Here is a 23,584-nt window from a genome sequence, read left to right as displayed (position 1 = left end):
GGGCTGGCGTTGGGTGGGCGATCATCTGCACGGCGTGCCTGATCGTAGGGGCGATCCTGTGCGAGCGGGCTCGACCCATGCCTACCTTCACGACCCCGGTCTGCCCGCACTGCCGACGACCGTCGAAGGCACTGACGGTCACTTCGGCCAAGGCTTTTGCTATCCTGCGGCGCTTGTCGAACCGCGGAACCTGCCCCATGCCTGCCACTGCTCCCGCCCGTGCGGCGCTTTTGAACCGCAGCGATCACCGCACCTTGGGCCTGGCCGCCTTGGGTGGCGCGCTGGAGATCTACGACTTCATCATCTTCGTGTTCTTCGCCCTGACCCTCAGCCAGCTGTTCTTCCCCCCTGAGATGCCCGAATGGCTGCGCCTGCTGCAAAGCTTCGGCATCTTCGTCACCGGTTACCTGGCACGGCCCCTGGGCGGCATCCTGATGGCGCATTTCGCCGACCATCTCGGGCGCAAGCGCATGTTCAACCTGAGCATTCTGCTGATGGCCTTGCCGTGCCTGCTGATCGGGCTGATGCCGACCTACGCCGACATCGGCTACGCCGCGCCCCTGCTGCTGCTCGCCCTGCGTGTGCTGCAAGGCGCCGCAGTGGGCGGCGAGGTGCCCAGCGCCTGGACCTTCGTCGCCGAGCATGCCCCGGCGCGGCGGCGCGGCTATGCGCTGGGCTTCCTCCAGGCTGGGCTGACCTTCGGCTATCTGCTGGGGGCTCTGGTGGCCACGCTGCTGGCCAGGCTCTACAGTCCGGAGCAGATTCTCGACCATGCCTGGCGCTACCCTTTCCTGCTCGGCGGGCTGTTCGGCGTACTGGGGTTGTGGTTGCGCCGCTGGTTGAGCGAGACGCCGGTATTCCTCGCCTTGCGTGCGCGCAATGCCGCTCCTGTGGCCTTTCCGCTGCGCCAGGTGCTGAGCGAGCACCGCCAGGCGTTGATCCCCGCCGCGCTGCTGACCTGCGTGCTGACTTCGGCGGTCGTGGTGCTGGTGGTGGTCACGCCTACGGTGATGCAGAAGAGCTTCGCCATCGGCGCGGGCGAGACCTTTGCCCTGAGCAGCGTCGGCATCGTCTTCCTGAATCTCGGCTGCGTGCTCGCCGGGCTGCTGGTGGACCGCATCGGTGCGTGGCGCGCGCTGGCGATCTACAGCCTGTCGCTGCCGCTGGGGATCGGCGGCTTGTATGCCAGCCTGGTGGGAATGTGGGGGCCGCTGTGGTTGGCTTACGCGCTGGCGGGCTTGTCGTGCGGGGTGGTGGGGGTGGTGCCGTCGGTGATGGTCGGCCTGTTTCCGACCGCGATCCGCGTATCCGGCATTTCCTTCACCTACAACCTCAGTTACGCGCTGTGGGCCAGCACTACGCCGCTCGCGTTGATCGCCCTGATGCCGTGGAGCCCATGGGTGGGTGTGGGGTTCTGTGCGGTGATGGGGGCGGTCGGGGTGGCGACGGCGCTGTACTTCGCCGATCGCCAGTCGCTGCGCTTCGCCACGGACTGCGCCTCGGCCTGAGGCGGGCCTGGTGCCGGAGACGAAAAACCCCGAATCAAAGGCGTAATACCAGTCGGTTAAGCCGAAACAGCATTACTTGGGGCCGCTTTGCAGCCCATCGCGGCTAAAGCCGCTCCAACAAGATATATGGAACCTTGTGGGAGCGGCTTTAGCCGCGATGGGCCGCCGAGCGGCCCCGATTGCTTAACTACCGAAAGGCGGGGGGGTTGATTGGCAGACGCGGTTACATATTCGGGTAGGTCGGCCCACCGGCCCCTTCGGGCGCCACCCAGGTGATGTTCTGCGCCGGGTCCTTGATGTCGCAGGTTTTGCAGTGCACGCAGTTCTGCGCGTTGATCTGGAAGCGCTTGCTGCCGTCTTCCTGCGTCACCACTTCGTACACCCCGGCCGGGCAGTAGCGCTGTGCGGGTTCGTCGTACAGCGGCAGGTTGCTGGCGATGGGAATGCTCGGGTCGGTCAGCTTGAGGTGGCAGGGCTGCTCTTCCTCGTGGTTGGTGCCGGAGATGAACACCGAGCTGAGCTTGTCGAAGCTGAGCTTGCCGTCGGGCTTGGGGTAGTCGATCTTCTTGGACTCGGCGGCGAGCTTCAGGCAGGCGTAGTCCGGCTTGGTGTCACGCAGGGTGAAGGGCAGCTTGCCGGCGAACCAGTTCTGCTCGACGTAGTTGAAGGCGGCGCCGAGCAGCGGGCCGAACCTGTGCATGGCCGGGCCGAAGTTGCGGCTGGCGTACAGCTCCTCGTACAGCCAGCTGGCCTTGAACGACTCGACGTAACCGGTGAGCGCATCGCCGCCTTGACTGCCGGCGAGCAGCGCCTCGGCCACCGCGTCGGCGGCGAGCATGCCCGATTTCATCGCCGTGTGGCTGCCCTTGATCTTGGCCACGTTCATGGTGCCCAGGTCGCAGCCGAGCAGTGCGCCACCGGCGAAGACCATCTTGGGCAACGAGTTCAGGCCGCCCTTGGCCAACGCGCGGGCGCCGTAGCTGATGCGCTTGCCGCCTTCGAGGTACTGGCTGATGACCGGGTGGTGCTTGAGCCGCTGGAACTCGTCGAACGGCGAGAGATAGGGGTTGGCGTAGGACAGGTCGACGATCAGGCCGACCACCACCTGGTTGTTTTCCAGGTGGTAGAGGAACGAGCCGCCGGTGTTGTCGTTGGCCACCACGTCCAGCGGCCAGCCGGCGGTGTGCACCACCAGGCCTTGCTGATGCTTGCTCGGATCGATTTCCCAGATTTCCTTGAGGCCGATGCCGTAGTGCTGCACGTCGGACTCGTCAGCGAGGTCGAAGCGCTTGATCAACTGCTTGCCGATGTGGCCGCGGCAGCCTTCGGCGAACAGCGTGTACTTGGCGCGCAGTTCCATGCCGGGGGTATAGAGGCCATCTTTGGGCTGGCCTTCGCGGTCGACGCCCAGGTCGCCGGTGACGATGCCGCGCACCACGCCGCCGTCGTCGATCAACGCCTCTTGGGCGGCGAAGCCGGGGTAGATCTCAACGCCCAGGTTTTCGGCCTGCTGCGCCAGCCAGCGGCACAGGTTGCCCAGGGAAATGATGTAGTTGCCCTGGTTGTGCATGGTCTTGGGCACGAACAGGTCGGGTACCTTGATGGCGCTTTCGGCGTCTTTGAGCACATAGATGTCGTCGCGCTTGACGGCGGTGTTGAGTGGCGCGCCCAGGGCCTGCCAGTCGGGGAACAGCTCTTCGAGCGCCCGCGGTTCGAACACCGCCCCGGAAAGAATGTGGGCACCGACCTCGGAGCCTTTCTCGACCACGCAGACGCTGATTTCGCTACCGGTTTCGGCGGCCTTCTGCTTCAGGCGGCAGGCGGCGGACAGCCCCGCCGGGCCAGCGCCGACGATGACGACGTCGAATTCCATGTATTCGCGTTCCACTGTTCTCTCCTACTCATCAAGGCATTTCGCGGGGCTTGTCGGGTATCGATGCAATCGACCGCAGCTATCTTGGCTGTAGCTTCTGGCATGACTGACTACATCGTTTTGTCGTGGCCGGCATTATATCTACACCACCTCGGTGGTCCAATACAAACGTTTGTTTGAATTTGCCGCAGCCCTGTAAATTCATAGGGGCAGGGCTGGAAACTGGCCGATTTGGCGTATTGACCGAAGGGGGTGTTGCAGTCAAGATACGAGCGCTTTTACGCTCGCTGCGGGCTGTCCGTCAGGCGCAGGAGCACCTCTAAAAACCCGGCGCCAGGCAGGGTTTTCCGGCCATCGAGCGTGTTGTAGTGAAGTCTACACGCCACCACCGAAAATGACCCGCGGGTTTTGTCCTGCCGTTGCACGCACGCCGAACGCGTCACGCTTGATTTCGCTGGCGCCGAAACGTTTTTCAGAGGTGCCCTTGTACCCACGCGCATTCGCCGGGCCGGTCCCGAGCGACATTCTTTTCACCGGAGAGTAACGAGGAATCCATGAAGGTTCTTGTAGCTGTCAAACGAGTGGTCGACTACAACGTCAAGGTTCGCGTCAAGGCGGACAACTCCGGCGTCGACCTTGCAAACGTCAAGATGTCCATGAACCCCTTCTGCGAAATCGCCGTGGAAGAAGCCGTGCGTCTGAAAGAGAAGGGCGTGGTCACCGAGATCGTCGCCGTCGCCGTAGGCCCGACCGCAGCCCAGGAGCAACTGCGCACCGCACTGGCGCTGGGCGCCGACCGCGCCATCCTGGTCGAAGTGGCCGACGAGCTGAACTCGCTGGCCGTGGCCAAGACGCTCAAGGCCATCGTCGACAAGGAACAGCCACAGCTGGTGATCCTCGGCAAGCAAGCCATCGACAGCGACAACAACCAGACCGGTCAGATGCTGGCCGCGCTCACCGGCTTCGCCCAGGGCACCTTCGCCTCCAAGGTGGAAGTGCAAGGCGACAAGCTCAACGTCATCCGTGAGATCGACGGCGGCCTGCAGACCGTTTCCCTGAGCCTGCCGGCCGTGGTCACCACCGACCTGCGCCTGAACGAGCCGCGCTATGCGTCGCTGCCCAACATCATGAAGGCGAAGAAGAAGCCGCTGGAAACCGTCACCCCGGACGCGCTGGGCGTCGCCATCACCTCCACCACCAAGACCGTCAAGGTCGAGGCCCCGGCGGCCCGTGGCGCCGGCGTCATGGTCAAGTCGGTGGCTGAACTGGTCGAGAAACTGAAGAACGAGGCGAAGGTAATCCAATGACTATCCTGGTTATCGCTGAACACGAAGCCGGCGTCATCGCCCCGGCGACCCTGAACACCCTCGCGGCGGCCGGCAAGATCGGCGGCGACGTGCACCTGCTGGTGGCTGGCGAAAACGTCGGCCCCCTCGCCGAAGCGGCCGCCAAGATCGCCGGCGTCGGCAAGGTGCTGGTGGCCGATAATGCCGCCTACGCCCATGCCCTGCCGGAAAACGTCGCGCCGCTGATCGTGGAACTGGCGGCCAACTACAGCCACGTGCTGGCCCCGGCCACCACCAACGGCAAGAACATCCTGCCGCGGGTCGCTGCGCTGCTGGACGTCGACCAGATCTCCGAGATCATCGCAGTGGAATCGGCCGACACCTTCAAGCGTCCGATCTACGCCGGCAACGCCATCGCCACCGTGCAGTCCACGGCGTCGGTCAAGGTCATCACCGTGCGCACCACCGGCTTCGACCCGGTCGCCAGTGAAGGCGGTGCGGCGAGTGTCGAAGCCGTTTCGGCGGCGCACGATGCCGGCAAGTCGTCGTTCGTCGGCGAAGAGCTGGCCAAGTCCGACCGTCCTGAGCTGACGGCCGCCAAGATCGTCATTTCCGGCGGTCGCGGGTTGCAGAACGGCGACAACTTCAAGCACCTGTACAGCCTGGCCGACAAGCTCGGCGCAGCGGTCGGCGCCTCGCGCGCTGCCGTCGATGCGGGTTATGTGCCCAACGACATGCAGGTCGGCCAGACCGGCAAGATCGTCGCGCCACAGCTGTATATCGCCGTGGGCATCTCCGGTGCCATCCAGCACCTGGCCGGCATGAAAGACTCCAAAGTGATCGTCGCGATCAACAAGGACGAAGAGGCGCCGATCTTCCAGGTCGCCGACTACGGTTTGGCTGCCGACCTGTTCGAAGCGCTGCCCGAGTTGGAAAAGCTGGTCTGATCCAGCCGCTTCCCTTATAAAGAAGCCCGGCCCTCACCTCGAGGGCCGGGTTTTTTTTGGGGTTTCTTTCAGGTCAGGAGCGGGGCATGGCGGCAAGCGGCAGGATGATGGGCGGCCTTCTGGCATGGGTGGTGTGCGCGCCCATGGCGCTGGCCGCAGGCAAGTGCGAACGCCTGGTCGCGACCGGCAGCCCCGACGCGCCGCCTTATTCCTGGCAAGACCCGGCAGACCCGCAGCACCTGATCGGCGTCAACGTCGACCTGCTGCGCCAAGCGGCCAAGGAACTCGGCATCAGCGTGCAGGTACTGCACGCAGGCCGGCGCGAACAGGCGCTCGAAGAAGTCCGCAGCGGCCGCATGGACCTGCTGCTCGACGCGCCCCTGCAAGTCGAACAGCTCACCGCCCTGGACTATGTGCATCCGCCCCTGCAACTGAACGAATACCGGGTCTGGGCCCGCACCGATGCCGACCTGGTATACGAAGGCGTGGCGGACCTGGCCCGCTATCGGGGCAGCGTCTCGGCCAAGGCGCGCCTGACGCCGGCCTTCGAGGCATTCGCCAAGGCCAATTTGAAACTGACCCCTGCGCAAAACCTCACCCAGGCTTTCCAGAAGCTGGTACTGGGCCAGGTCGATTACGTGCTGGCCGGCCACTACGCCGGCATGGCCATGGCCCAGAGCCTGGGCGTGGGTAACGATATCGAGGCCCGCGGAATGCCGGTGGACCGACCTGGGCTTTACGTGGCGCTGTCACACAATTCGGCCTGTAACGATCCATGGTTGCGCGGACAATTGGCGAAAAAACTGACAGAATTGCCCATTTCTGGCGCTTCAGAAACCGTGTTGCAACGCAATGTCGAACGTTGGAAGACGCAGATGCAGCCCATGCCGGATGCCCCCAAACCGTAGGAACCGTCGTTTGAGAATTTCCACTTTGACCCTCGCCGTGGCCGTGCTCGGCCTGGCCGGTTGCGCCAGCGATCCGGCACCCATCGAACAGCTGCGCTTGTCCGAGCAAGCGCTGGAACAGGCCAAAGCGGTCGGCGCCAGCGACGAAGTCGCCGAGTTCACCCTGGCCCAGGACAAGCTCGAACGTGCCCGCGGCAACATGCTGGCGCAACAATTTCGCGACGCGCGCTTGCGCGCCGAGCAGGCCGAGCTCGACGCACGCCTGGCCGAGGCGCGGGTGCTGACGCAAAAGAGCGAAGCGCAACTGGCCACCGTGCAGACCCGCGTCGACCGACTGCGCAAGCAACTGGCGGTGCAGCCATGAGCCGCGCACAGGCGATGTTGCTGGCGCTAGTCGCCGCCGCAGGCTTGCAGGGGTGCGCCAGCCAGCGCAGCGAGCAGGCCTTGAGCGAGGCTTCGGCCACCTTCCAGGCGGTCAAGGACGATGCCGATGTGCTGCGCAGCGCACCGCGCGACGTGATCCGCGCCGGAGAGTCCCTGGGCCGAGCCGAACGCTTGTCGAGCTATATCGGCAGCGGCAGCGACGTGCGCCATTACGCCTACCTCAGCCAGCGCTACAGCGAAATCGCCCGCGAGCACAGCCGTTTGGCGCTGAACCAGGAACGCCTGGCCAAGCTCGACCTGGAGCGTCAGCGGCTGCAACTGGCGCTGCGCGAAGCCAAGCTCGACAGCGTGCAGCAGCAGGGCAAATGGCTGGAAACGCAGATTGCCGCAATGGCCTCCGAACAGGATGGCCGTGGCTTGGTCATGACCTTGAGCGATGTGCTGTTCGACACCGGCCGTGCGGAGCTGAAGAACTCGGCCAGCCGCACCGTGCTCAAGCTGGTGCAGTTCCTGCAGCTCAACCCGCGCCGCGTGGTGCGCATCGAGGGCTATACCGACAGCACCGGCCCGAGCGAGGACAACCTGACGCTGTCGCGCGATCGCGCCCAGGCGGTGGCCGACATGCTGGTCGACCTGGGGGTCGACGAGCGCCGCATCGAGGTGCAGGGCTATGGCGACCAGTACCCGGTCGAGGCCAATGCCTCCGAGCGCGGTCGTGCACAGAACCGGCGGGTGGAAATCGTCTTTTCCGATGCCAAGGGCAATCTCGCCCCGGCGCGCTGAACGCCTACCTTCCTGCGGCGCGGTCGCCATCGCATGCCTTGCCGTGCGCTGGCGATGGCGCCGTCGCTCAATGCCGCCGTTCGAGATCGAGCTTGTTTTCCAGTCGGTCCAGGTGCACGTGCATCAGCCCCAACGCAGCCTCGGCATCGCCACGCTCGATGACGTCGATGAGTGCGGCATGTTCTTCCCAGGCACAGTGATCGCAGCACGGTGATTCGTAGCGGGCGATGATCAACGAGGTCATCGGCACCAGGCCGTTGAGAAAGCGTGCCAGGGGCGCGTTGTCAGCCATCTGCGCCAACTTCAGGTGAAATTCGCCGCCCAGGCGGATGGCTGCGCAGCGCTCGCCGCGCTCGTGGTGCTGGCGTTCGCGCTCCACCAGCTGGCGTAGCTGGCGGATCTGCACGGGTCGCGCGCGTTGCGTGGCCAGCCCGATCAGAGTGGTCTCGGCCAGGCGCCGTGCGCTGAGCACCTGCCGCGCCTGCTGCGGATCGGGCGCAGCCAAGTGCGCGGTATGGCTGGGGCGCTGGACGATCACCTGCTGGTCGGACAGCCGACCCAACACACGGCGGATCACCGTACGGCTGACACCGAAGGCATTGCTCAAGGCCTGCTCGGGCAGCAGGCTGCCCGGGGGCAGGCGTTGCTCGAGAATGGCATCGAACAGCCGTGGGTAGATCTGCTCGGCAGACAGTCGTTTCTCATTGCCCAGCAGCAGGGTAGGCAGGCGGGGGGCGGCGTGGGCACAGGCGGGCATGGTCGCTCTCCAAGGTCAGGGGGACGGGGTCTCGTCCGGTATGTTCAGCTCGATACCCATGCGCTGACCTTCCTGAAGGATGTGTCGACGCATCTGGGCACTGGCCTGGGCGCTGTTCTTTTCGCGAATGGCGCGCACCACCGCTTCGTTCTCGGTCAGTCGCGCGGCCAGGTGTTCGGGCGATTTGCGCAGCATGTCGGCGCTTTGCTTGAGGGCATTGCCGGTCTGCTGCACCACGCTCTGGAAGATCGGGTTGGTGGTCAGCGCGAACAGTTCCTGGTGAAACGCGATGTAGGCCGAAACGCCGGCTTCGCTGTCTTCGGCGTCCAGCGCTTCGCGCATGTCCATCAGGGTCAGGCGCAGTTGGCCTATGTCCTGGCTGTTGGCCGATTGCGCCACCAGCCCGACGATGAATGGCTCGAGGGTGTAGCGCAGTTGCAGCACGTCGGCCAGGCTCGCGGCGGCGACCTGTTCGCCTGCCTGGCTCAGCACGCCGGCATCGACGTCCAGCACCAGCACGCCTTTGCCCGGCAGCGAGCGCAACAGGCCCAGGGTTTCCAGCACCGTCACCGCTTCACGCAGGCTCGGCCGGCTGATGCCCAGTTGCTCGGCCAGTTCGCGCTGGCCGGGCAACATTTCGCCACGGCGCCACTGGCCACGGGCCAGGGCCTGACGCAGTTTTTCCACTACAGCATTGACCACGGTCGATGAGCTGATCACGGGTGGCTCTCCGGGTGTGGGTGCATCTTGGCTCCTCGCACGCCGGCGCCTGGCGCCGGCGGCTCTGTCGGTCGTGTTATTGATGGGCAGTGCCTGGCTTGCGCGCCGTCAGTGCGAACCCGGGTTTACCGGCGAGCACATTGTTGGCGCGCTCCAGGTCGATGTCTTTCTCCCAGCGGGCGATGGCGACGGTGGCCACGCAGTTGCCGATCAGGTTGGTCAGCGCGCGGCCGATGCCCATGAACCAGTCCACCGCCAACACCAGTACCAGGCCCACCACCGGAATCGCCGGGACGGCGGTGAGGGTGGCGGCGAGAATCACCAGCGCCGAGCCTGGGATGCCGTGAGCGCCCTTGGAGGTCACCAACGATACCAGCAGGATGGTCAGCAGGTCGGCCATGGCCAGCGGCGTCCCGGTGGCGTTGGCGATGAACACGATCGCCAGGGTCAGATAGATCGAGAAACCATCGAGGTTGAACGAGTAACCGGTGGGAATCACCAGACCTACGGTGGAGCTGCCGATGCCCAAGTGCTCGAGTTTACGCATGATCTGTGGCAGCACGGCATCGGACGAGGCGGTGCCGAGCACGATGGTCAGCTCTTCGCGCAGGTACTTGATCAGCGGGATCAGCTTGAGCCCCGACACGCGCATCACCGTGCCCAGCACGATGAGCACGAAGCCCGCGCAGGTCAGGTAGAACAGCGCCACCAGACCGCCCAGGTGCTGCAGCGACTCCAGGCCGTATTTGCTGGTGGTGAAGGCGATGGCGCCGAACACGCCGATCGGTGCCAGACGCACGATCATGCCCATGATGCGGAACACCACGTGGCTGAGTTCGTTGATCAGGCGGGAAATACCCGAGGCCGGCTCGCCGACCAGGTTCAGGGCGCTGCCGAACAGCACCGAGAACAGCAGCACTTGCAGGATGTTGTTGTCGGCGAAGGCACCCACCACCGAAGTGGGGATCAGATCCATGAGGAACGCGGCGGTACCATGAATGTGTTGCCCGCGCTCGGCCAGACCGTTGGCATCGGCGCTGGACAGTTGGTCCAGATGGATGTTGGCACCGGTACCGATACCGCTGGTGAAGGCGAACACCAGACCGATGATCAGCGCCAGGGTGGTCAACACTTCGAAATAGATCACCGATTTGAGGCCGATACGGCCGACCTTCTTCAGGTCACCCGCGCCGGAAATGCCGCTGACCACTACGCAGAAGACGATGATGCCGATCAGCATCTTGATCAGCTTGATGAATCCATCGCCCAGGGGTTTGAGTTGCAGGGAAACGTCGGGGAAGCTGAGGCCACAGATCACGCCGAGGGCGAGGCCTAGCACGACTTGCAGGAAGATCGAACGCGAGCACCATTTGAGCATGGGGGAAGTCTCTTGGTCGGTGTCCTTGCTCCGGGGTCGTGAAGGGCCAGTGAGCGCGGACTTAATTATTGTGGTCTTACCGGTTTGTCCAGTGCGCGCCCACTCTACGCCCGAGTTTTTTCGCATTGCAAGGTGTTTCAGCGTTGCCGGTCTGACCAGTTGCGATATCTATTCCAACCGGCGGCTCTAGCAAAAGGGATCGAGCGCTTTCGCCAGGGCGAAAAAAAACGGCAGGCCCGAGGGCGCTGCCGTTCTTCAAGGTGCTGCCAGCGATTACTGGTGCAGCTCTTCGGCGGCGAACAGCGTGTTCTCCAGCAGGCAGGCGCGGGTCATCGGGCCTACGCCGCCCGGTACCGGTGTGATCCAGCCGGCGCGGGGCAGGGCGGTCTCGTACACCACATCGCCCACCAGGCGGCCGTCCTCCTGCCGGTTGATGCCGACGTCGATGACGATGGCGCCGGGTTTGATCCATTCGCCCTTGACCAGGCCCGCTTTGCCTGCGGCTACGACCAGCAGGTCGGCGCGGCCGACATGGCCTGGCAGATCCTGGGTGAAACGGTGGCAAACGGTGATGGTGCAACCGGCCAACAGCAATTCCATGGCCATGGGGCGGCCGACGATGTTGGACGCGCCGACGATTACGGCGTTCATGCCGTAGAGGTTCTGACCGGTGCTTTCCAGCAGGGTCATGATCCCTTTGGGGGTGCACGGGCGCAGCAGGGGAATGCGTTGCGCCAGGCGACCGACGTTGTAAGGGTGGAAGCCGTCGACGTCTTTGTCCGGACGGATGCGCTCGAGCAGTACCGAAGCGTCCAAATGGGCCGGCAGCGGCAGTTGCAGCAGGATGCCGTCGATGCTGGCGTCGTCGTTGAGGCGGTCGATCAGCGCGGTGAGGTCTTGCTGGTTTGTGCTGCCTGGCAGGTCGAACGCCTGGGAGATGAAGCCAACCTCTTCGCAGTCCTTGCGCTTGTGCGAGACATAGACTTGGGAGGCGGGGTCGGAACCGACCAGGATCACCGCCAGACCTGGCGTGCGCAGGCCCTGCTGGCGGCGCTCAACGACACGTTGGGCGATCTGCTTGCGCAGGTTGGCGGCGATCGCCTTGCCATCGATAAGGTGTGCAGTCATAGACGCGTGTTTAACCATCAAAGGAGAACATATGAGGGGCGGCATTCTCGCACGACATAAGGCAGCGGCAAAAGGCGCATGGTCGGGCAAATGGCCTAAGCCCTTAAATAGGCTAAATTTTTTTTAAAAAACTGTTGACGACTTTCAGGGGCGTCTATAACATTCGTCGCACTTGTCGGGCAGAGCCTAGCACTGGTTAGCAAGGTCAGGCAGAATGAGCGGATTTGTTGGCTTGTTCGGTACGGCTAAAGTTGATTTGCAATCCTAGCAGAAAGCAGATTGAATATGCGCCCGTAGCTCAGCTGGATAGAGCATCCGCCTTCTAAGCGGATGGTCGCAGGTTCGAGTCCTGCCGGGTGCGCCACTAAGGCAGCTTTGGCAAGCAAGTGAAGTTTCAAGGCAGTAAGGTTTCAGCGTAACACCGCAATATGGTGGGCGTAGCTCAGTTGGTAGAGCGCCGGATTGTGATTCCGGTTGTCGTGGGTTCGATTCCCATCGTCCACCCCATATTTTTCGAAGGCGCCTCGATTGCATAATCTGGCGCCTTTGTTATACCTGTTGCATGCGGACGTGGTGAAATTGGTAGACACACTGGATTTAGGTTCCAGCGGCGCAAGCTGTAAGAGTTCGAGTCTCTTCGTCCGCACCATCTTTTGAGTCAAGGGGTTATGAGCAGCCTCAACGGCGCTCCTCCTTGATTTTCTGCGTTGCTTTGCAAGCAAAACGTGACACTGGGTGTTCACGGGTCTGTTTGGCACTCTTAGTGCGCATCCTCTAGCTCGCCATCCCCAGGGTGTCCATCGCGCCGTCATGGTCACGATCGAGTGCTCGCGCAAGCGCCTGGCTTTTTCTCTTCAAAAAAACGCGTCCCAGGCGCTGCTCACGTGCAGCGCGCCTGCGCCATGGGGCGTGCATCGTGCAGCCTGCGATTTGCGTTTTGCCGTATGCTCAGTCGAGTGCTGTCCGGTCCATAGCGAGCGACCTGAGAGCAGGCTCGTTCATAATGAGATATTGCGGTTGGTCGACAGGGGCCAGATAAGGAGCTTGTCTTGAGAAAAGCATTGCTGGTCGTCGCGTCCCTCTTCGTCGCCTCCTCGGCATGCGCTGAGATCCTGACCCCGGAACCCTCGAGGGCGTGTGTGCTGCTGGAGGACGTGGGTTTGAGGGCTGGCGACTGGGGGGATGATAATGGCGATGGCTCGTCGGGCTGTGCTAGTGCATATCAAGACATCGGTAATGTTGCGGCGGGTATGGCGAATCAACTGGCGTACTACGCTGCCGGCCCAGGCGACTCTGTGATTGAGGTGTGGCTGGCCATGGATTACAACCAACCCACGGATGCATCACCCGGCACGGCGGCACTTGTGGCGGCCGCGCAAAAGCTGGCGCTGCGTGCGCTTGGCGCCGACCTTTCGGACGCCGCTGCGGCCTTGATCGAAGGCGGGCGGCCTGGGATCGAGCGCGTAGGGAAGGGCTCGGTAGAGGTGGTTCGCGAAGATTGGCCGAATGGCCAGGGCTATCAAGTGAACGTGGTGATGCGCTAGACGGACCCTGGCCAGTGCGCAGTCTGCCGTAAAAGGTTGTGGCGTCGACTGCTGGTCGTGCATGCCTTGCAGGCTGTTTCGGCGCATCCTTCTTTCTATATAGAAAGAGCGGTTCGTCAGCCCTTGAATTCCCGCAAATCCACCCCATCTTCCTCGGCTAACAAGCTGCGCTCGTTTCCTTATCGATGAGTTCGACGCACAGCGCGCCCATCTCACTGGCAGAGGAACGCTCCATGATTGCCAAGGAAGACCGCCAGGCCGTAGCGCTGCAGCGCTTCGCCGAAGCCAATCCGCAACTGCTCGAAGAAATCGCTGCCCTCGATGCGCGCGAGCAGGCCCAGCAAATCCAGTGGGCATTCGAGGATGAGGCCCAGGCTCAGGGCCTGCAAGCCTGGGAGTTGGCGTTGCAACTGATCGCCGACTCGCCCGAGGCACTGGCCAGCATGCGTCTGGAAACCCACTGGGAAGTGGCCGAGGCGCTGGGCCTGGAGTGGGAAGAGTACTGCCATTTCAACGAGCTCGACTCCGTCGCTCCCTGAGGGTTGGTGGTGTTCGGAAGTTGTCGAAAAGTATGTCTATGCAAGGTGCGCGTGCGAGTGCTGCAGCGCGCCGCGTGCTGAGGTTCAGGTGGGCCTGGCGCTGGAGTGTCAGGCCTTTGTCGAGAAAACATTCGGCGCTTGTTTCCGTCGTCTGGAGTGGGGTGACTTCTAGCGCATGAGTCACTAGAATGTTCGCCCTTGATTCTGGAGTCGGGCTATCGCCGGCTAACGTCTGTGCAACGAGGAATATCCATGCAAGTTTCTGTTGAAAACACTTCTGCTCTCGAGCGCCGCATGACCATCGCCGTTCCGGCCGAGCGCGTCGAGAACGAAGTCAACAAGCGTCTGCAGCAGACTGCCAAGCGCGCCAAGGTTCCAGGCTTCCGCCCTGGCAAAGTGCCGATGAGCGTCATCCGCCAACGCTACGAAGGCTCCGCTCGCGAAGAGGCTTTCGGTCAACTGGTCCAGTCGGCCTTCTACGAAGCCCTCACCGAGCAGAAACTGAACCCCGCTGGCGCGCCTTCGGTAGAGCCGAAGTCGTTCGAAAAGGGCGGTGACCTGGAGTTCGTCGCTACGTTCGAAGTCTACCCAGAGTTCACCGTGGCCGGTCTGGAGTCGATCAGCGTCGAGCGCCTGAGCGCCGAAGTGGCCGATGCCGATCTGGACAACATGCTCGAAGTGCTGCGCAAGCAAAACGTGCGTTTCGAATCGGTCGAGCGCGAAGCGCAGAACGACGACCAGGTCACCATCGACTTCGTCGGCAAGATCGACGGTGAAGAATTCCAGGGCGGTTCGGCCAAAGGCACTCAGCTGGTGCTGGGCTCGGGCCGTATGATCCCAGGCTTCGAAGACGGTCTGGTAGGCGCCAAAGCCGGTGAAGAGCGCGTCGTCAACGTGACCTTCCCTGAGGACTACCAGAACCTCGACCTAGCCAACAAAGCCGCTGAGTTCACCATCACTGTCAACGCCGTGGCCGCACCGCAACTGCCTGAGCTGAACGAAGCGTTCTTCGCCCAGTTCGGCATCAAGGAATCGTCGCTGGAAGGTTTCCGCACCGAAGTTCGCAAGAACATGGAGCGCGAACTGCGTCAGGCGATCAAGGCCAAGGTCAAGACCCAGGTCATGGACGGACTGCTGGCTGCCAACCCGATCGAGGTGCCGAAGGCGCTGCTGGAAGACGAAGTCAACCGTCTGCGTGTGCAAGCGGTCCAGCAGTTCGGTGGCAACATCAAGCCAGACCAACTGCCGGCCGAGCTTTTCGAAGAGCAAGCCAAGCGCCGTGTGGCACTGGGCCTGATCATCGCCGAAGTGGTCAAGCAGTTCGACCTCAAGCCCGACGCCGCCAAAGTCAGCGAAATGATCGAAGAGATGGCCTCGGCCTACCAAGAGCCTGAGCAAGTCATCGCCTGGTACCACAAGAACGAGCAGCAGATGAACGAAGTGCGCTCGGTTGTGCTGGAAGAGCAAGTTGTAGATACTGTCCTGCAGAAAGCGACTGTGACCGACAAGTCGGTCTCGTACGAAGAAGCGGTAAAACCAGCGCAGGCACCTGCTGCTGAGTAATACGGCAAGTTCGTAAGAAACCCCCACAAGCCAGCCTTCGCGCTGGCTTGTGCGTATTCAAGCCATGACTATTTGGGAGTGAGTGCAGGACATGTCCCGCAATTCTTATATTCAGCAGAGCTCTGACATCCAAGCCGCCGGTGGCTTGGTCCCGATGGTTATCGAGCAGTCCGCCCGTGGCGAGCGTGCCTATGACATCTACTCGCGCCTTTTGAAGGAGCGGGTGATCTTCCTGGTGGGTCCCGTCGAGGACTACATGGCCAACCTGGTCGTGGCGCAAATGCTGTTCCTCGAAGCGGAAAACCCTGACAAGGATATCCATCTCTACATCAACTCGCCGGGCGGCTCGGTAACGGCAGGCATGTCGATCTACGACACCATGCAGTTCGTCAAGCCCGACGTTTCCACCATCTGCATGGGTCAGGCTTGCAGCATGGGCGCCTTCCTGTTGGCCGCTGGTGCCAAAGGCAAGCGTCACTGCCTGCCGAACTCGCGTGTCATGATTCACCAGCCACTGGGCGGTTTCCAGGGTCAGGCGACCGACATCGAGATCCATGCCCAGGAAATCCTCAGCATCAAGGCGCGCCTGAACGAGCTGCTGGCCTACCATACGGGCCAAGACCTCGAAACCATCAAGCGCGATACCGAGCGTGACAACTTCATGAGCGCCACGCGCGCTGCCGAGTACGGTCTGGTCGACTCGGTGTACGACAAGCGGCAACTGGTTTCCTGATCGCGGGGCCAGAGCAGGCAGGCGCCCCGTGCGCCTGCCTGTGGACTTGAAAAAGACCGCAATTGCCTTCATCTTGTGTTGCAAGCCTACCCGGATTGGATCGATCGAATGACTGACACCCGTAACGGCGAGGACAGCGGCAAATTGCTCTATTGCTCCTTCTGCGGCAAAAGCCAGCACGAAGTGCGCAAATTGATTGCCGGGCCCTCGGTATTTATCTGCGACGAGTGCGTCGACCTGTGCAATGACATCATCCGCGAGGAGGTGCAAGAAGCCCAGGCCGAGAGCAGCGCGCACAAACTGCCTTCGCCGAAAGAAATCAGCGGCATCCTTGACCAGTACGTCATCGGTCAGGAGCGTGCCAAGAAGGTGCTTGCCGTGGCGGTGTACAACCACTACAAGCGCCTGAACCAGCGCGACAAGAAGGGCGACGAAGTCGAACTCGGCAAGAGCAACATCCTGCTGATCGGGCCTACCGGCTCCGGCAAGACCCTGCTCGCCGAAACGCTCGCACGCCTGTTGAACGTGCCGTTCACCATTGCCGACGCCACTACCCTGACCGAAGCCGGTTACGTGGGTGAAGACGTCGAGAACATCATCCAGAAGTTGCTGCAGAAGTGCGACTACGATGTCGAAAAAGCCCAGATGGGCATTGTCTACATCGATGAGATCGACAAGATTTCGCGCAAGTCCGACAACCCTTCCATCACCCGCGATGTATCAGGTGAGGGCGTTCAGCAGGCGCTGCTCAAGCTGATCGAAGGCACCGTGGCTTCGGTACCGCCGCAAGGTGGCCGCAAGCATCCGCAGCAGGAATTCCTGCAGGTCGATACGCGCAACATCCTGTTCATCTGCGGTGGTGCGTTCTCGGGTCTGGAAAAAGTCATTCAGAACCGTTCGACCAAAGGTGGCATCGGCTTCGGTGCCCAGGTGCGCAGCAAGGAAGAGGGCAAGAAGGTTGGCGAATCCCTGCGTGAAGTCGAGCCGGACGATCTCGTCAAGTTCGGTCTGATCCCGGAATTCGTAGGTCGTTTGCCCGTACTGGCTACCCTCGACGAACTCGACGAAGCGGCGTTGGTGCAGATTCTCACCGAGCCGAAGAACGCCTTGACCAAGCAATATGCCAAGTTGTTCGAAATGGAAAGCGTCGACCTCGAGTTCCGTAGCGATGCGCTCAAGGCCGTTGCGCACAAGGCACTTGAACGCAAGACCGGTGCCCGTGGCCTGCGCTCGATCCTCGAAGGCATTTTGCTCGACACCATGTACGACATTCCTTCGCAGAAGGACGTCAGCAAGGTGGTCATCGACGAAAGCGTCATCGAAGGCAGCTCCAAGCCGTTGTTGATCTATGAGAACAACGAGCCGCAAGCCAAGGCCGCACCCGACGCCTGAGTCGGTAACGAGTCGAATGTGATACCGGAAGGGGCCTTAGGGCCCCTTTCTGCATTTACTGGCGCGAACGCTTGTAATTTTGCGGACCTACCCCCACATTAACCCCAAGCACTATTTCCACGGTTTCCGGCCATTGGGCCGCTGTAGAGGCGAAATCATGAAGACCACCCTCGACTTGCCTCTTTTGCCATTGCGCGATGTCGTCGTATACCCGCACATGGTCATCCCGCTGTTTGTGGGGCGCGAAAAGTCCATCGAAGCCCTCGAGGCGGCGATGGCGGGCGAAAAGCAGATCCTCCTGCTGGCCCAGAAAAATCCTGCTGACGACGATCCTGGCGAGGACGCGCTGTACCGCGTCGGCACCGTCGCCACCGTATTGCAGTTGCTCAAGTTGCCCGATGGCACCGTCAAGGTGTTGGTCGAGGGTGAGCAGCGCGGCGCGGTCGAGCGTTTTGCCGAAGCCGACGGGCACATTCGTGCCGAAGTCACCCTTATCGATGAAGTCGACGCCGCCGAGCGCGAGTCGGAAGTGTTCGTGCGTACGCTGTTGTCGCAGTTCGAGCAATACGTGCAGCTGGGCAAGAAAGTACCGGCCGAAGTGTTGTCCTCGCTCAACAGCATCGATGAGCCGGGTCGCCTGGTCGACACCATGGCCGCCCATATGGCGTTGAAGATCGAGCAGAAGCAGGAAATTCTAGAAATCATCGAGTTGCCCGAGCGTGTCGAGCACGTGCTGGCGCTACTCGATGGTGAGATCGATCTGTTGCAGGTCGAGAAGCGCATCCGCGGTCGCGTCAAGAAACAGATGGAGCGTAGCCAGCGCGAGTACTACCTGAATGAGCAGATGAAGGCCATTCAGAAAGAGCTCGGCGATGGCGACGAAGGGCACAACGAAGTCGAAGAGCTGAAAAAACGCATCGAAGCGGCAGGTCTGCCCAAAGATGCCCTGACCAAGGCCCAGGCCGAGCTGAACAAGCTCAAGCAGATGTCGCCGATGTCGGCCGAGGCCACTGTGGTGCGCTCGTACCTCGACTGGCTGGTGCAGGTGCCTTGGCAAGCCCAGAGCAAAGTGCGCCTGGACTTGAGCAAGGCCGAGGAAATCCTCGATGCCGACCACTATGGCCTCGAAGAGGTCAAGGAACGCATCCTTGAATACCTCGCCGTTCAGAAGCGCGTGAAGAAGATTCGCGGCCCTGTGCTGTGCCTGGTCGGGCCGCCTGGCGTGGGCAAGACCTCCCTGGCCGAGTCCATCGCCGCTGCGACCAATCGCAAGTTCGTGCGCATGGCGCTGGGTGGTGTGCGTGACGAGGCCGAGATCCGCGGCCATCGCCGTACCTACATCGGTTCGATGCCGGGTCGCCTGATCCAGAAAATGACCAAAGTGGGCGTACGCAACCCGCTGTTCCTGCTCGACGAAATCGACAAGATGGGCAGCGACATGCGTGGCGATCCGGCTTCGGCGCTGCTCGAGGTGCTCGATCCCGAGCAGAACCACAATTTCAACGACCATTACCTGGAAGTCGATTACGACCTGTCCGACGTGATGTTCCTTTGCACGTCCAACTCGATGAACATCCCGCCAGCGCTGCTGGACCGGATGGAGATCATCCGCCTGCCGGGTTACACCGAAGACGAGAAGATCAACATCGCGGTCAAGTACCTGACGGTCAAGCAGATCAAGGCCAACGGCCTGAAGAAGACCGAGTTGGAAATCGACGTCAGCGCCATTCGCGACATCATCCGCTACTACACCCGCGAAGCCGGTGTGCGAGGGCTGGAGCGCCAGATTGCCAAGGTCTGCCGCAAAGTGGTCAAGGAACATGCCGGACAGAAGCAGTTCCATGTCAAGGTCACCGGCGAGCAGCTCGAGCATCTCTTGGGCGTGCGCAAGTTCCGTTACGGTCTGGCCGAGCAGCAAGACCAGATCGGTCAGGTGACGGGCCTGGCCTGGACGCAGGTGGGTGGCGAACTACTGACCATCGAGTCGGTGGTGATTCCAGGCAAGGGGCAGTTGATCAAGACGGGTTCGCTGGGCGATGTCATGGTCGAATCGATCACCGCCGCGCAGACCGTAGTACGTAGCAGGGCGCGCAGCCTGGGCATTCCTGCCGACTTCCATGAAAAACACGACGTGCATATCCACATGCCCGAAGGGGCTACGCCCAAGGACGGCCCGAGTGCCGGTATCGGCATGTGCACGGCGCTGGTGTCAGCGTTGACGCAGATTCCGGTGCGTGCGGATGTAGCCATGACGGGCGAAATCACCCTGCGCGGCCAGGTGCTCGCCATCGGTGGTTTGAAAGAGAAACTGCTGGCTGCGCATCGCGGCGGGATCAAGACCGTCATCATTCCCGAGGAAAACGTCCGCGATTTGAAAGAGATTCCTGAAAATATCAAACAGGATCTGCACATCAAACCGGTCAAATGGATTGACGAAGTGCTGCAAATTGCGCTGCAATACGCGCCCGAGCCCTTGCCAGACGTGGCTCCGGAGGCTGTCGCCAAAGATGAAAAGCGCGACAGCGATGCCAAGGAAAGAATTAGCACGCACTAGTACGTATTTCCCTGGGTGGCCTTTCTTGACAATTTTTTCGGGGCCTTGCTATAAAGCGCCTCGCGAGTGTCACCAGGCCACCCAGTGCTCGTTTATGTAAGCTTTGTTACATACTTAGAAACAAACTCAATTAGAGAAATTAAGGGGACTTACAGTGAACAAGTCGGAACTGATTGACGCCATCGCCGCTTCTGCTGACATTCCGAAAGCTACCGCCGGCAAGGCGCTGGACGCCGTCATCGAATCGGTCACCGGTGCCCTGAAGCAAGGTGACGACGTCGTACTGGTCGGCTTTGGCACCTTCAGTGTCAAAGAGCGCGCCGCTCGCATGGGCCGCAACCCACAGACCGGTAAGGACATTCAGATCGCTGCTGCCAAGGTGCCAGGCTTCAAAGCTGGCAAAGGCCTGAAAGACGCCGTCAACTAAGTCGTCTTTTTCAGCCGGCCCTGGCAGTACCGGGGCCGACCGCGTGACGGCGGGAGATACAGTTCCCACCGGGCACGCCCGCTTTGAGAAGGCGCATCCACAGGATGCGCCTTTCTTTATATCTGGACTCTACCCACGCTCCGCGGTTGTTTACGCAGTGGTACAACCGTTTCTGGGGGACGCATGCTGCAGAATATCAGGGACAATTCACAGGGTTGGATTGCCAAAACCATCATCGGTCTCATTGTGGTACTGATGGCATTGACCGGCTTTGAAGCCATCTTCCAAGCAGCCAGTCACAGCCAGGACGCTGCCAAGGTCAACGGCGAGACCATCAGCCAGAACGAGCTGAGCCAAGCCGTGGACATGCAGCGCCGTCAGTTGATGCAACAGCTGGGCAAGGATTTCGATCCCGCGCGCCTCGACGAAAAAATGCTGCGCGAAGAAGCCCTCAAAGGCTTGATCGAACGCAAGCTGCTGCTCGATGGCGCAAAAGACGCCAAGTTCGCCTTCTCCGATGCGGCGCTGGACCAAGTGATCCTGCAAACACCCGAGTTCCAGGTCGATGGCAAGTTCAGCGCCGAGCGCTTCGATCAGGTCATTCGCCAACTGGGCTACGGTCGTCTGCAATTCCGCGAAATGCTGGGCCAGGAAATGCTCATCGGCCAACTGCGCACCGGCCTTGCCGGCAGCAGTTTCGTAACCGATAAACAGGTGGAAGCCTTCGCCCGCTTGGAACAGCAGACCCGCGACTTCGCCTCGCTGACCTTCAAGGCAGACCCATCCGCCGTCAAGGTGAGCGACGAGGAGATCAAGGCGCACTATGAACAGCACGCCAAAGAGTTCATGACCCCCGATCAGGTCGTCATCAACTACATCGAGCTGAACAAATCGGACTTCTTCGCTCAGGTCGACGTCAGTGACGACGCGCTGCAAGCGCAGTACGAAAAGGAAACGGCCAACCTGGCCGAGCAGCGGCACGCCGCGCACATCCTCATCGAAGTCAACGACAAGACCACCGATGCCCAAGCCAAGGCCCGCATCGAGGAAATCCAGCAACGCCTGAACAAGGGTGAAGACTTCGCTGCGTTGGCCAAAGAGTTTTCCCAAGACCCAGGCTCGGCCGCCACCGGTGGCGACCTCGGCTTCGCGGCGCCTGGCGTCTACGATCCGAGCTTCGAAGATGCGCTGTACAAGCTGAACCAGGACCAGGTGTCGGCACCGGTGCGTACCGAATTCGGCTACCACCTGATCAAGCTGCTGGGTGTGCAGGCGCCTGAGGTGCCGAGCTTCGCCAGCCTCAAACCCAAGTTGACCCGCGACCTGAAGACCCAGCAAGTCGAACAGCGCTTCGTCGAAGCGACCAAACAGCTCGAAGACGCGGCTTTCGAATCTTCCGATCTGGCGCAGCCTGCGCAAGACCTGAAGCTGAAAGTGCAGACCTCGGCAGCGTTCGGCCGCGAAGGTGGCGAGGGCATCACGGCCAACCGTGCCGTCGTGCAAGCGGCCTTCAGCGAAGAAGTGCTGGATGAGGGTGCCAACAGCACCGCGCTCGAACTCGATCCGGAAACCATCGTCGTGCTGCGCGTCAAGGAGCATCGCAAGCCCGAGCAATTGCCGCTCGAAGCCGTGGCGCAGAGCATTCGTCAGCACCTGGCGAAGGACAAAGCGACCGCCGAGCTCAAGGCCAAGGCCGACAAGCTGGTAGCCGACCTGGAGAAGGGTTCGGTTGCAGCCGATGCCGCCTACGAAGGCCAAGCCTGGAAGGTGCAGGAAGCCGTGACTCGCAGCCAGGAAGGGATCGACCCGGTCGAGCTGCAGGCGGTGTTCCGCATGGCCAAGCCCCAATCCAAGGGCAAGCCGGTCTACGGCAGTGTGGTGCTCAAGGATGGCAGCTTGGTCGTGGTCAAGCTCAAGGGCGTCAACGAGGGCGCTGCAGCCACCGAGGAAGAGAAGCAGCAGATCGCCCGCTACCTCGCTTCGCGTGCCGGTCAGCAGGACTTCGCCGCTTATCGCAAACAGCTGGAAGCCAATGCCGACGTGACGCGCTACTAAGCGTCATCGGGTGAAACGAAACAGGCCGCGCAATGCGGCCTGTTTCGTTTCTGACGAACGCTCAGCGGTGCTCGTGCTCGTAGCTGTCCAGGGTATCGCGGGCGATTTCCCGGCCCAAGGCGATCAGTTCCGGACCCTTGTAGAACTCGAAGAAGCGACAAACCCGCTTGGGTACGTTGACCAGCACGTCGGGTGGATAGCCGGCGATCTTGTACTGTGCCAACGAGGTCTGCATCACCTCGAAGCTCTGGTTGATCAGATCGAGCAGGGATGCCGGCCCCACGTTGTCGATGATGAAAGAGCCCACCGCCGACTTGGGCGCACCGCCAGCCTCTGGCGCGGCGGCCGGCTGCTGGCCCTCCGGGTCGGCCTCGCTCAGCCAGGGATTGGCCTTGGCGGCCTGCTGGGCCGCGATCTTCTGATCGATGCGCAGCAGTTTTTCTGCGGGCGTGCGGCGAAACGGTAGACGCGAGCCGACCGAATCGATCAACGCATCGAAGCGCATCTTGAAGGCAGGCGGGCGCTCGATTACCGGTAACTGGTAATGGCTCTGGTTGGTCGCATTGAGGTTGACCGCGACGATCAGGTCGCAATGGCTGGAGACCACCGGCACGATGGGCAGTGGATTGAGAATGCCACCGTCGACCAGTACGCGATTGCCTTGCTGTACCGGCGTGAACAGGCTGGGGATGGCCGCCGAAGCGCGCATGGCTTGATGCAGGCAACCTTCCTGGAACCAGATTTCCTGCTGGTGGGTCAGGTCGGCCGCTACGGCGGTATAAGGGATGCGCAGTTGCTCGATGTCGATCTCACCGACGATCTTGCGGATGTGCCCGAAGACTTTGTCGCCACGGATCGCGCCCAGGCGGAAACTGACATCGACCAGCCGCAACACGTCTAGGTAATCCAGGCTCTCGATCCACCGGCGGTAATCGTCGAGTTTCCCTGCCGCATAGATGCCGCCAATGACGGCCCCCATCGAGCAGCCGGCGACACAGGCGATCTCGTAACCGCGCCGTTCGATCTCTTCGATCACGCCAATGTGCGCATAACCACGCGCGCCGCCCGAACCCAGTACCAGTGCCACCCGTTTACGCATGAGCAT

21 protein-coding genes and 3 tRNA genes are annotated in these 23,584 nt (G+C 61.8%); 17 read left to right on the top strand and 7 right to left on the bottom strand.

Features of this window, described 5'->3' with window-relative positions:
- Nucleotides 1-197 precede the first annotated feature (197 nt).
- A complete protein-coding gene (locus tag AA0Z93_RS00350) occupies nt 198-1,508 on the top strand; it encodes an MFS transporter (RefSeq protein ID WP_413046839.1) in 1,311 nt (436 codons plus the stop codon).
- A 223-nt stretch (nt 1,509-1,731) separates the two neighbouring features.
- Here AA0Z93_RS00350 and AA0Z93_RS00345 read toward each other — a convergent pair whose 3' ends face one another.
- Together AA0Z93_RS00345 and AA0Z93_RS00340 are read right to left on the bottom strand one after the other, a co-directional pair.
- Nucleotides 1,732-3,396 (bottom strand): electron transfer flavoprotein-ubiquinone oxidoreductase, encoded by a 1,665-nt coding sequence (locus AA0Z93_RS00345; protein WP_413046840.1) that lies wholly within the window; start codon nt 3,394-3,396, stop codon nt 1,732-1,734.
- Between the two features lie 360 nt (nt 3,397-3,756).
- On the bottom strand, nt 3,757-3,906 hold the full coding sequence (locus tag AA0Z93_RS00340; protein ID WP_413046841.1) for a hypothetical protein: 150 nt from the start codon (nt 3,904-3,906) through the stop codon (nt 3,757-3,759).
- A gap of 29 nt (nt 3,907-3,935) precedes the next feature.
- Here AA0Z93_RS00340 and AA0Z93_RS00335 point away from each other — a divergent pair, with 29 nt between their 5' ends.
- From AA0Z93_RS00335 to AA0Z93_RS00315, 5 genes are all read left to right on the top strand, one after another.
- Complete coding sequence (locus tag AA0Z93_RS00335) at nt 3,936-4,688, top strand: electron transfer flavoprotein subunit beta/FixA family protein (RefSeq protein WP_413046842.1); 753 nt, start codon at nt 3,936-3,938, stop codon at nt 4,686-4,688.
- Nucleotides 4,685-5,614, top strand: a complete 930-nt coding sequence (locus AA0Z93_RS00330) for an electron transfer flavoprotein subunit alpha/FixB family protein (RefSeq protein ID WP_413046843.1) — start codon at nt 4,685-4,687, stop codon at nt 5,612-5,614. Before AA0Z93_RS00335 ends, AA0Z93_RS00330 begins: the two co-directional genes overlap by 4 nt.
- Nucleotides 5,615-5,700: 86 nt before the next feature.
- Nucleotides 5,701-6,522 (top strand): substrate-binding periplasmic protein, encoded by an 822-nt coding sequence (locus AA0Z93_RS00325; protein WP_413046844.1) that lies wholly within the window; start codon nt 5,701-5,703, stop codon nt 6,520-6,522.
- A gap of 10 nt (nt 6,523-6,532) precedes the next feature.
- On the top strand, nt 6,533-6,886 hold the full coding sequence (locus AA0Z93_RS00320; RefSeq protein WP_413398556.1) for a DUF4398 domain-containing protein: 354 nt from the start codon (nt 6,533-6,535) through the stop codon (nt 6,884-6,886).
- Nucleotides 6,883-7,689 carry an OmpA family protein gene (locus AA0Z93_RS00315; RefSeq protein WP_413046846.1) on the top strand — a complete coding sequence of 269 codons (807 nt, stop codon included), beginning with the start codon at nt 6,883-6,885 and terminating at the stop codon, nt 7,687-7,689. Before AA0Z93_RS00320 ends, AA0Z93_RS00315 begins: the two co-directional genes overlap by 4 nt.
- A gap of 67 nt (nt 7,690-7,756) precedes the next feature.
- Here the strand turns inward: AA0Z93_RS00315 and AA0Z93_RS00310 are convergent, their stop codons facing one another.
- The 4 genes from AA0Z93_RS00310 to folD form a co-directional block, all read right to left on the bottom strand.
- On the bottom strand, nt 7,757-8,446 hold the full coding sequence (locus tag AA0Z93_RS00310; protein WP_413046847.1) for a GntR family transcriptional regulator: 690 nt from the start codon (nt 8,444-8,446) through the stop codon (nt 7,757-7,759).
- A gap of 15 nt (nt 8,447-8,461) precedes the next feature.
- Complete coding sequence (locus tag AA0Z93_RS00305; protein ID WP_413046848.1) at nt 8,462-9,166, bottom strand: FadR/GntR family transcriptional regulator; 705 nt, start codon at nt 9,164-9,166, stop codon at nt 8,462-8,464.
- A gap of 76 nt (nt 9,167-9,242) precedes the next feature.
- Nucleotides 9,243-10,544, bottom strand: coding sequence for a C4-dicarboxylate transporter DctA (locus tag AA0Z93_RS00300; protein ID WP_413046849.1), 1,302 nt, complete (start codon nt 10,542-10,544; stop codon nt 9,243-9,245).
- A gap of 273 nt (nt 10,545-10,817) precedes the next feature.
- The gene (folD, locus tag AA0Z93_RS00295; protein ID WP_413046850.1) at nt 10,818-11,672 is read right to left on the bottom strand and encodes a bifunctional methylenetetrahydrofolate dehydrogenase/methenyltetrahydrofolate cyclohydrolase FolD; all 855 of its coding nucleotides are present in this window, start codon (nt 11,670-11,672) and stop codon (nt 10,818-10,820) included.
- Between the two features lie 287 nt (nt 11,673-11,959).
- Between folD and AA0Z93_RS00290 the strand changes: the two genes are divergently transcribed.
- From AA0Z93_RS00290 to AA0Z93_RS00240, 11 genes are all read left to right on the top strand, one after another.
- A tRNA-Arg gene (locus tag AA0Z93_RS00290) sits at nt 11,960-12,036 on the top strand.
- 67 nt (nt 12,037-12,103) lie between these two features.
- Nucleotides 12,104-12,179: transfer RNA gene (locus AA0Z93_RS00285), tRNA-His, on the top strand.
- Nucleotides 12,180-12,236: 57 nt separating this feature from the next.
- Nucleotides 12,237-12,321: transfer RNA gene (locus tag AA0Z93_RS00280), tRNA-Leu, on the top strand.
- A 400-nt stretch (nt 12,322-12,721) separates the two neighbouring features.
- Nucleotides 12,722-13,216: a hypothetical protein gene (locus AA0Z93_RS00275; RefSeq protein WP_413046851.1), complete on the top strand. Its 495-nt coding sequence runs from the start codon at nt 12,722-12,724 to the stop codon at nt 13,214-13,216.
- Between the two features lie 233 nt (nt 13,217-13,449).
- A complete protein-coding gene (locus AA0Z93_RS00270) occupies nt 13,450-13,755 on the top strand; it encodes a DUF6388 family protein (protein WP_413046852.1) in 306 nt (101 codons plus the stop codon).
- A 252-nt stretch (nt 13,756-14,007) separates the two neighbouring features.
- Nucleotides 14,008-15,318 (top strand): trigger factor, encoded by a 1,311-nt coding sequence (gene tig, locus AA0Z93_RS00265; RefSeq protein WP_413046853.1) that lies wholly within the window; start codon nt 14,008-14,010, stop codon nt 15,316-15,318.
- Between the two features lie 91 nt (nt 15,319-15,409).
- Nucleotides 15,410-16,051: an ATP-dependent Clp endopeptidase proteolytic subunit ClpP gene (gene clpP / locus AA0Z93_RS00260; RefSeq protein WP_296264076.1), complete on the top strand. Its 642-nt coding sequence runs from the start codon at nt 15,410-15,412 to the stop codon at nt 16,049-16,051.
- A 108-nt stretch (nt 16,052-16,159) separates the two neighbouring features.
- On the top strand, nt 16,160-17,443 hold the full coding sequence (gene clpX / locus AA0Z93_RS00255) for an ATP-dependent Clp protease ATP-binding subunit ClpX (protein ID WP_296264074.1): 1,284 nt from the start codon (nt 16,160-16,162) through the stop codon (nt 17,441-17,443).
- A gap of 157 nt (nt 17,444-17,600) precedes the next feature.
- The gene (gene lon, locus AA0Z93_RS00250) at nt 17,601-19,997 is read left to right on the top strand and encodes an endopeptidase La (protein ID WP_413046854.1); all 2,397 of its coding nucleotides are present in this window, start codon (nt 17,601-17,603) and stop codon (nt 19,995-19,997) included.
- A gap of 154 nt (nt 19,998-20,151) precedes the next feature.
- Nucleotides 20,152-20,424: a nucleoid-associated protein HU-beta gene (hupB, locus tag AA0Z93_RS00245; protein WP_413046855.1), complete on the top strand. Its 273-nt coding sequence runs from the start codon at nt 20,152-20,154 to the stop codon at nt 20,422-20,424.
- A gap of 183 nt (nt 20,425-20,607) precedes the next feature.
- Nucleotides 20,608-22,479, top strand: coding sequence for a SurA N-terminal domain-containing protein (locus AA0Z93_RS00240; RefSeq protein ID WP_413046856.1), 1,872 nt, complete (start codon nt 20,608-20,610; stop codon nt 22,477-22,479).
- 61 nt (nt 22,480-22,540) lie between these two features.
- Here the strand turns inward: AA0Z93_RS00240 and AA0Z93_RS00235 are convergent, their stop codons facing one another.
- Nucleotides 22,541-23,578, bottom strand: coding sequence for a patatin-like phospholipase family protein (locus tag AA0Z93_RS00235; protein ID WP_413046857.1), 1,038 nt, complete (start codon nt 23,576-23,578; stop codon nt 22,541-22,543).
- Nucleotides 23,579-23,584: the final 6 nt, after the last annotated feature.

Source organism: Pseudomonas phoenicis, assembly GCF_047302395.1.
Classification (GTDB): Bacteria; Pseudomonadota; Gammaproteobacteria; order Pseudomonadales; family Pseudomonadaceae; genus Aquipseudomonas.
Note: the sequence above shows the minus strand (reverse complement) of the source record. Positions and strands in the feature narration are given on the sequence as shown.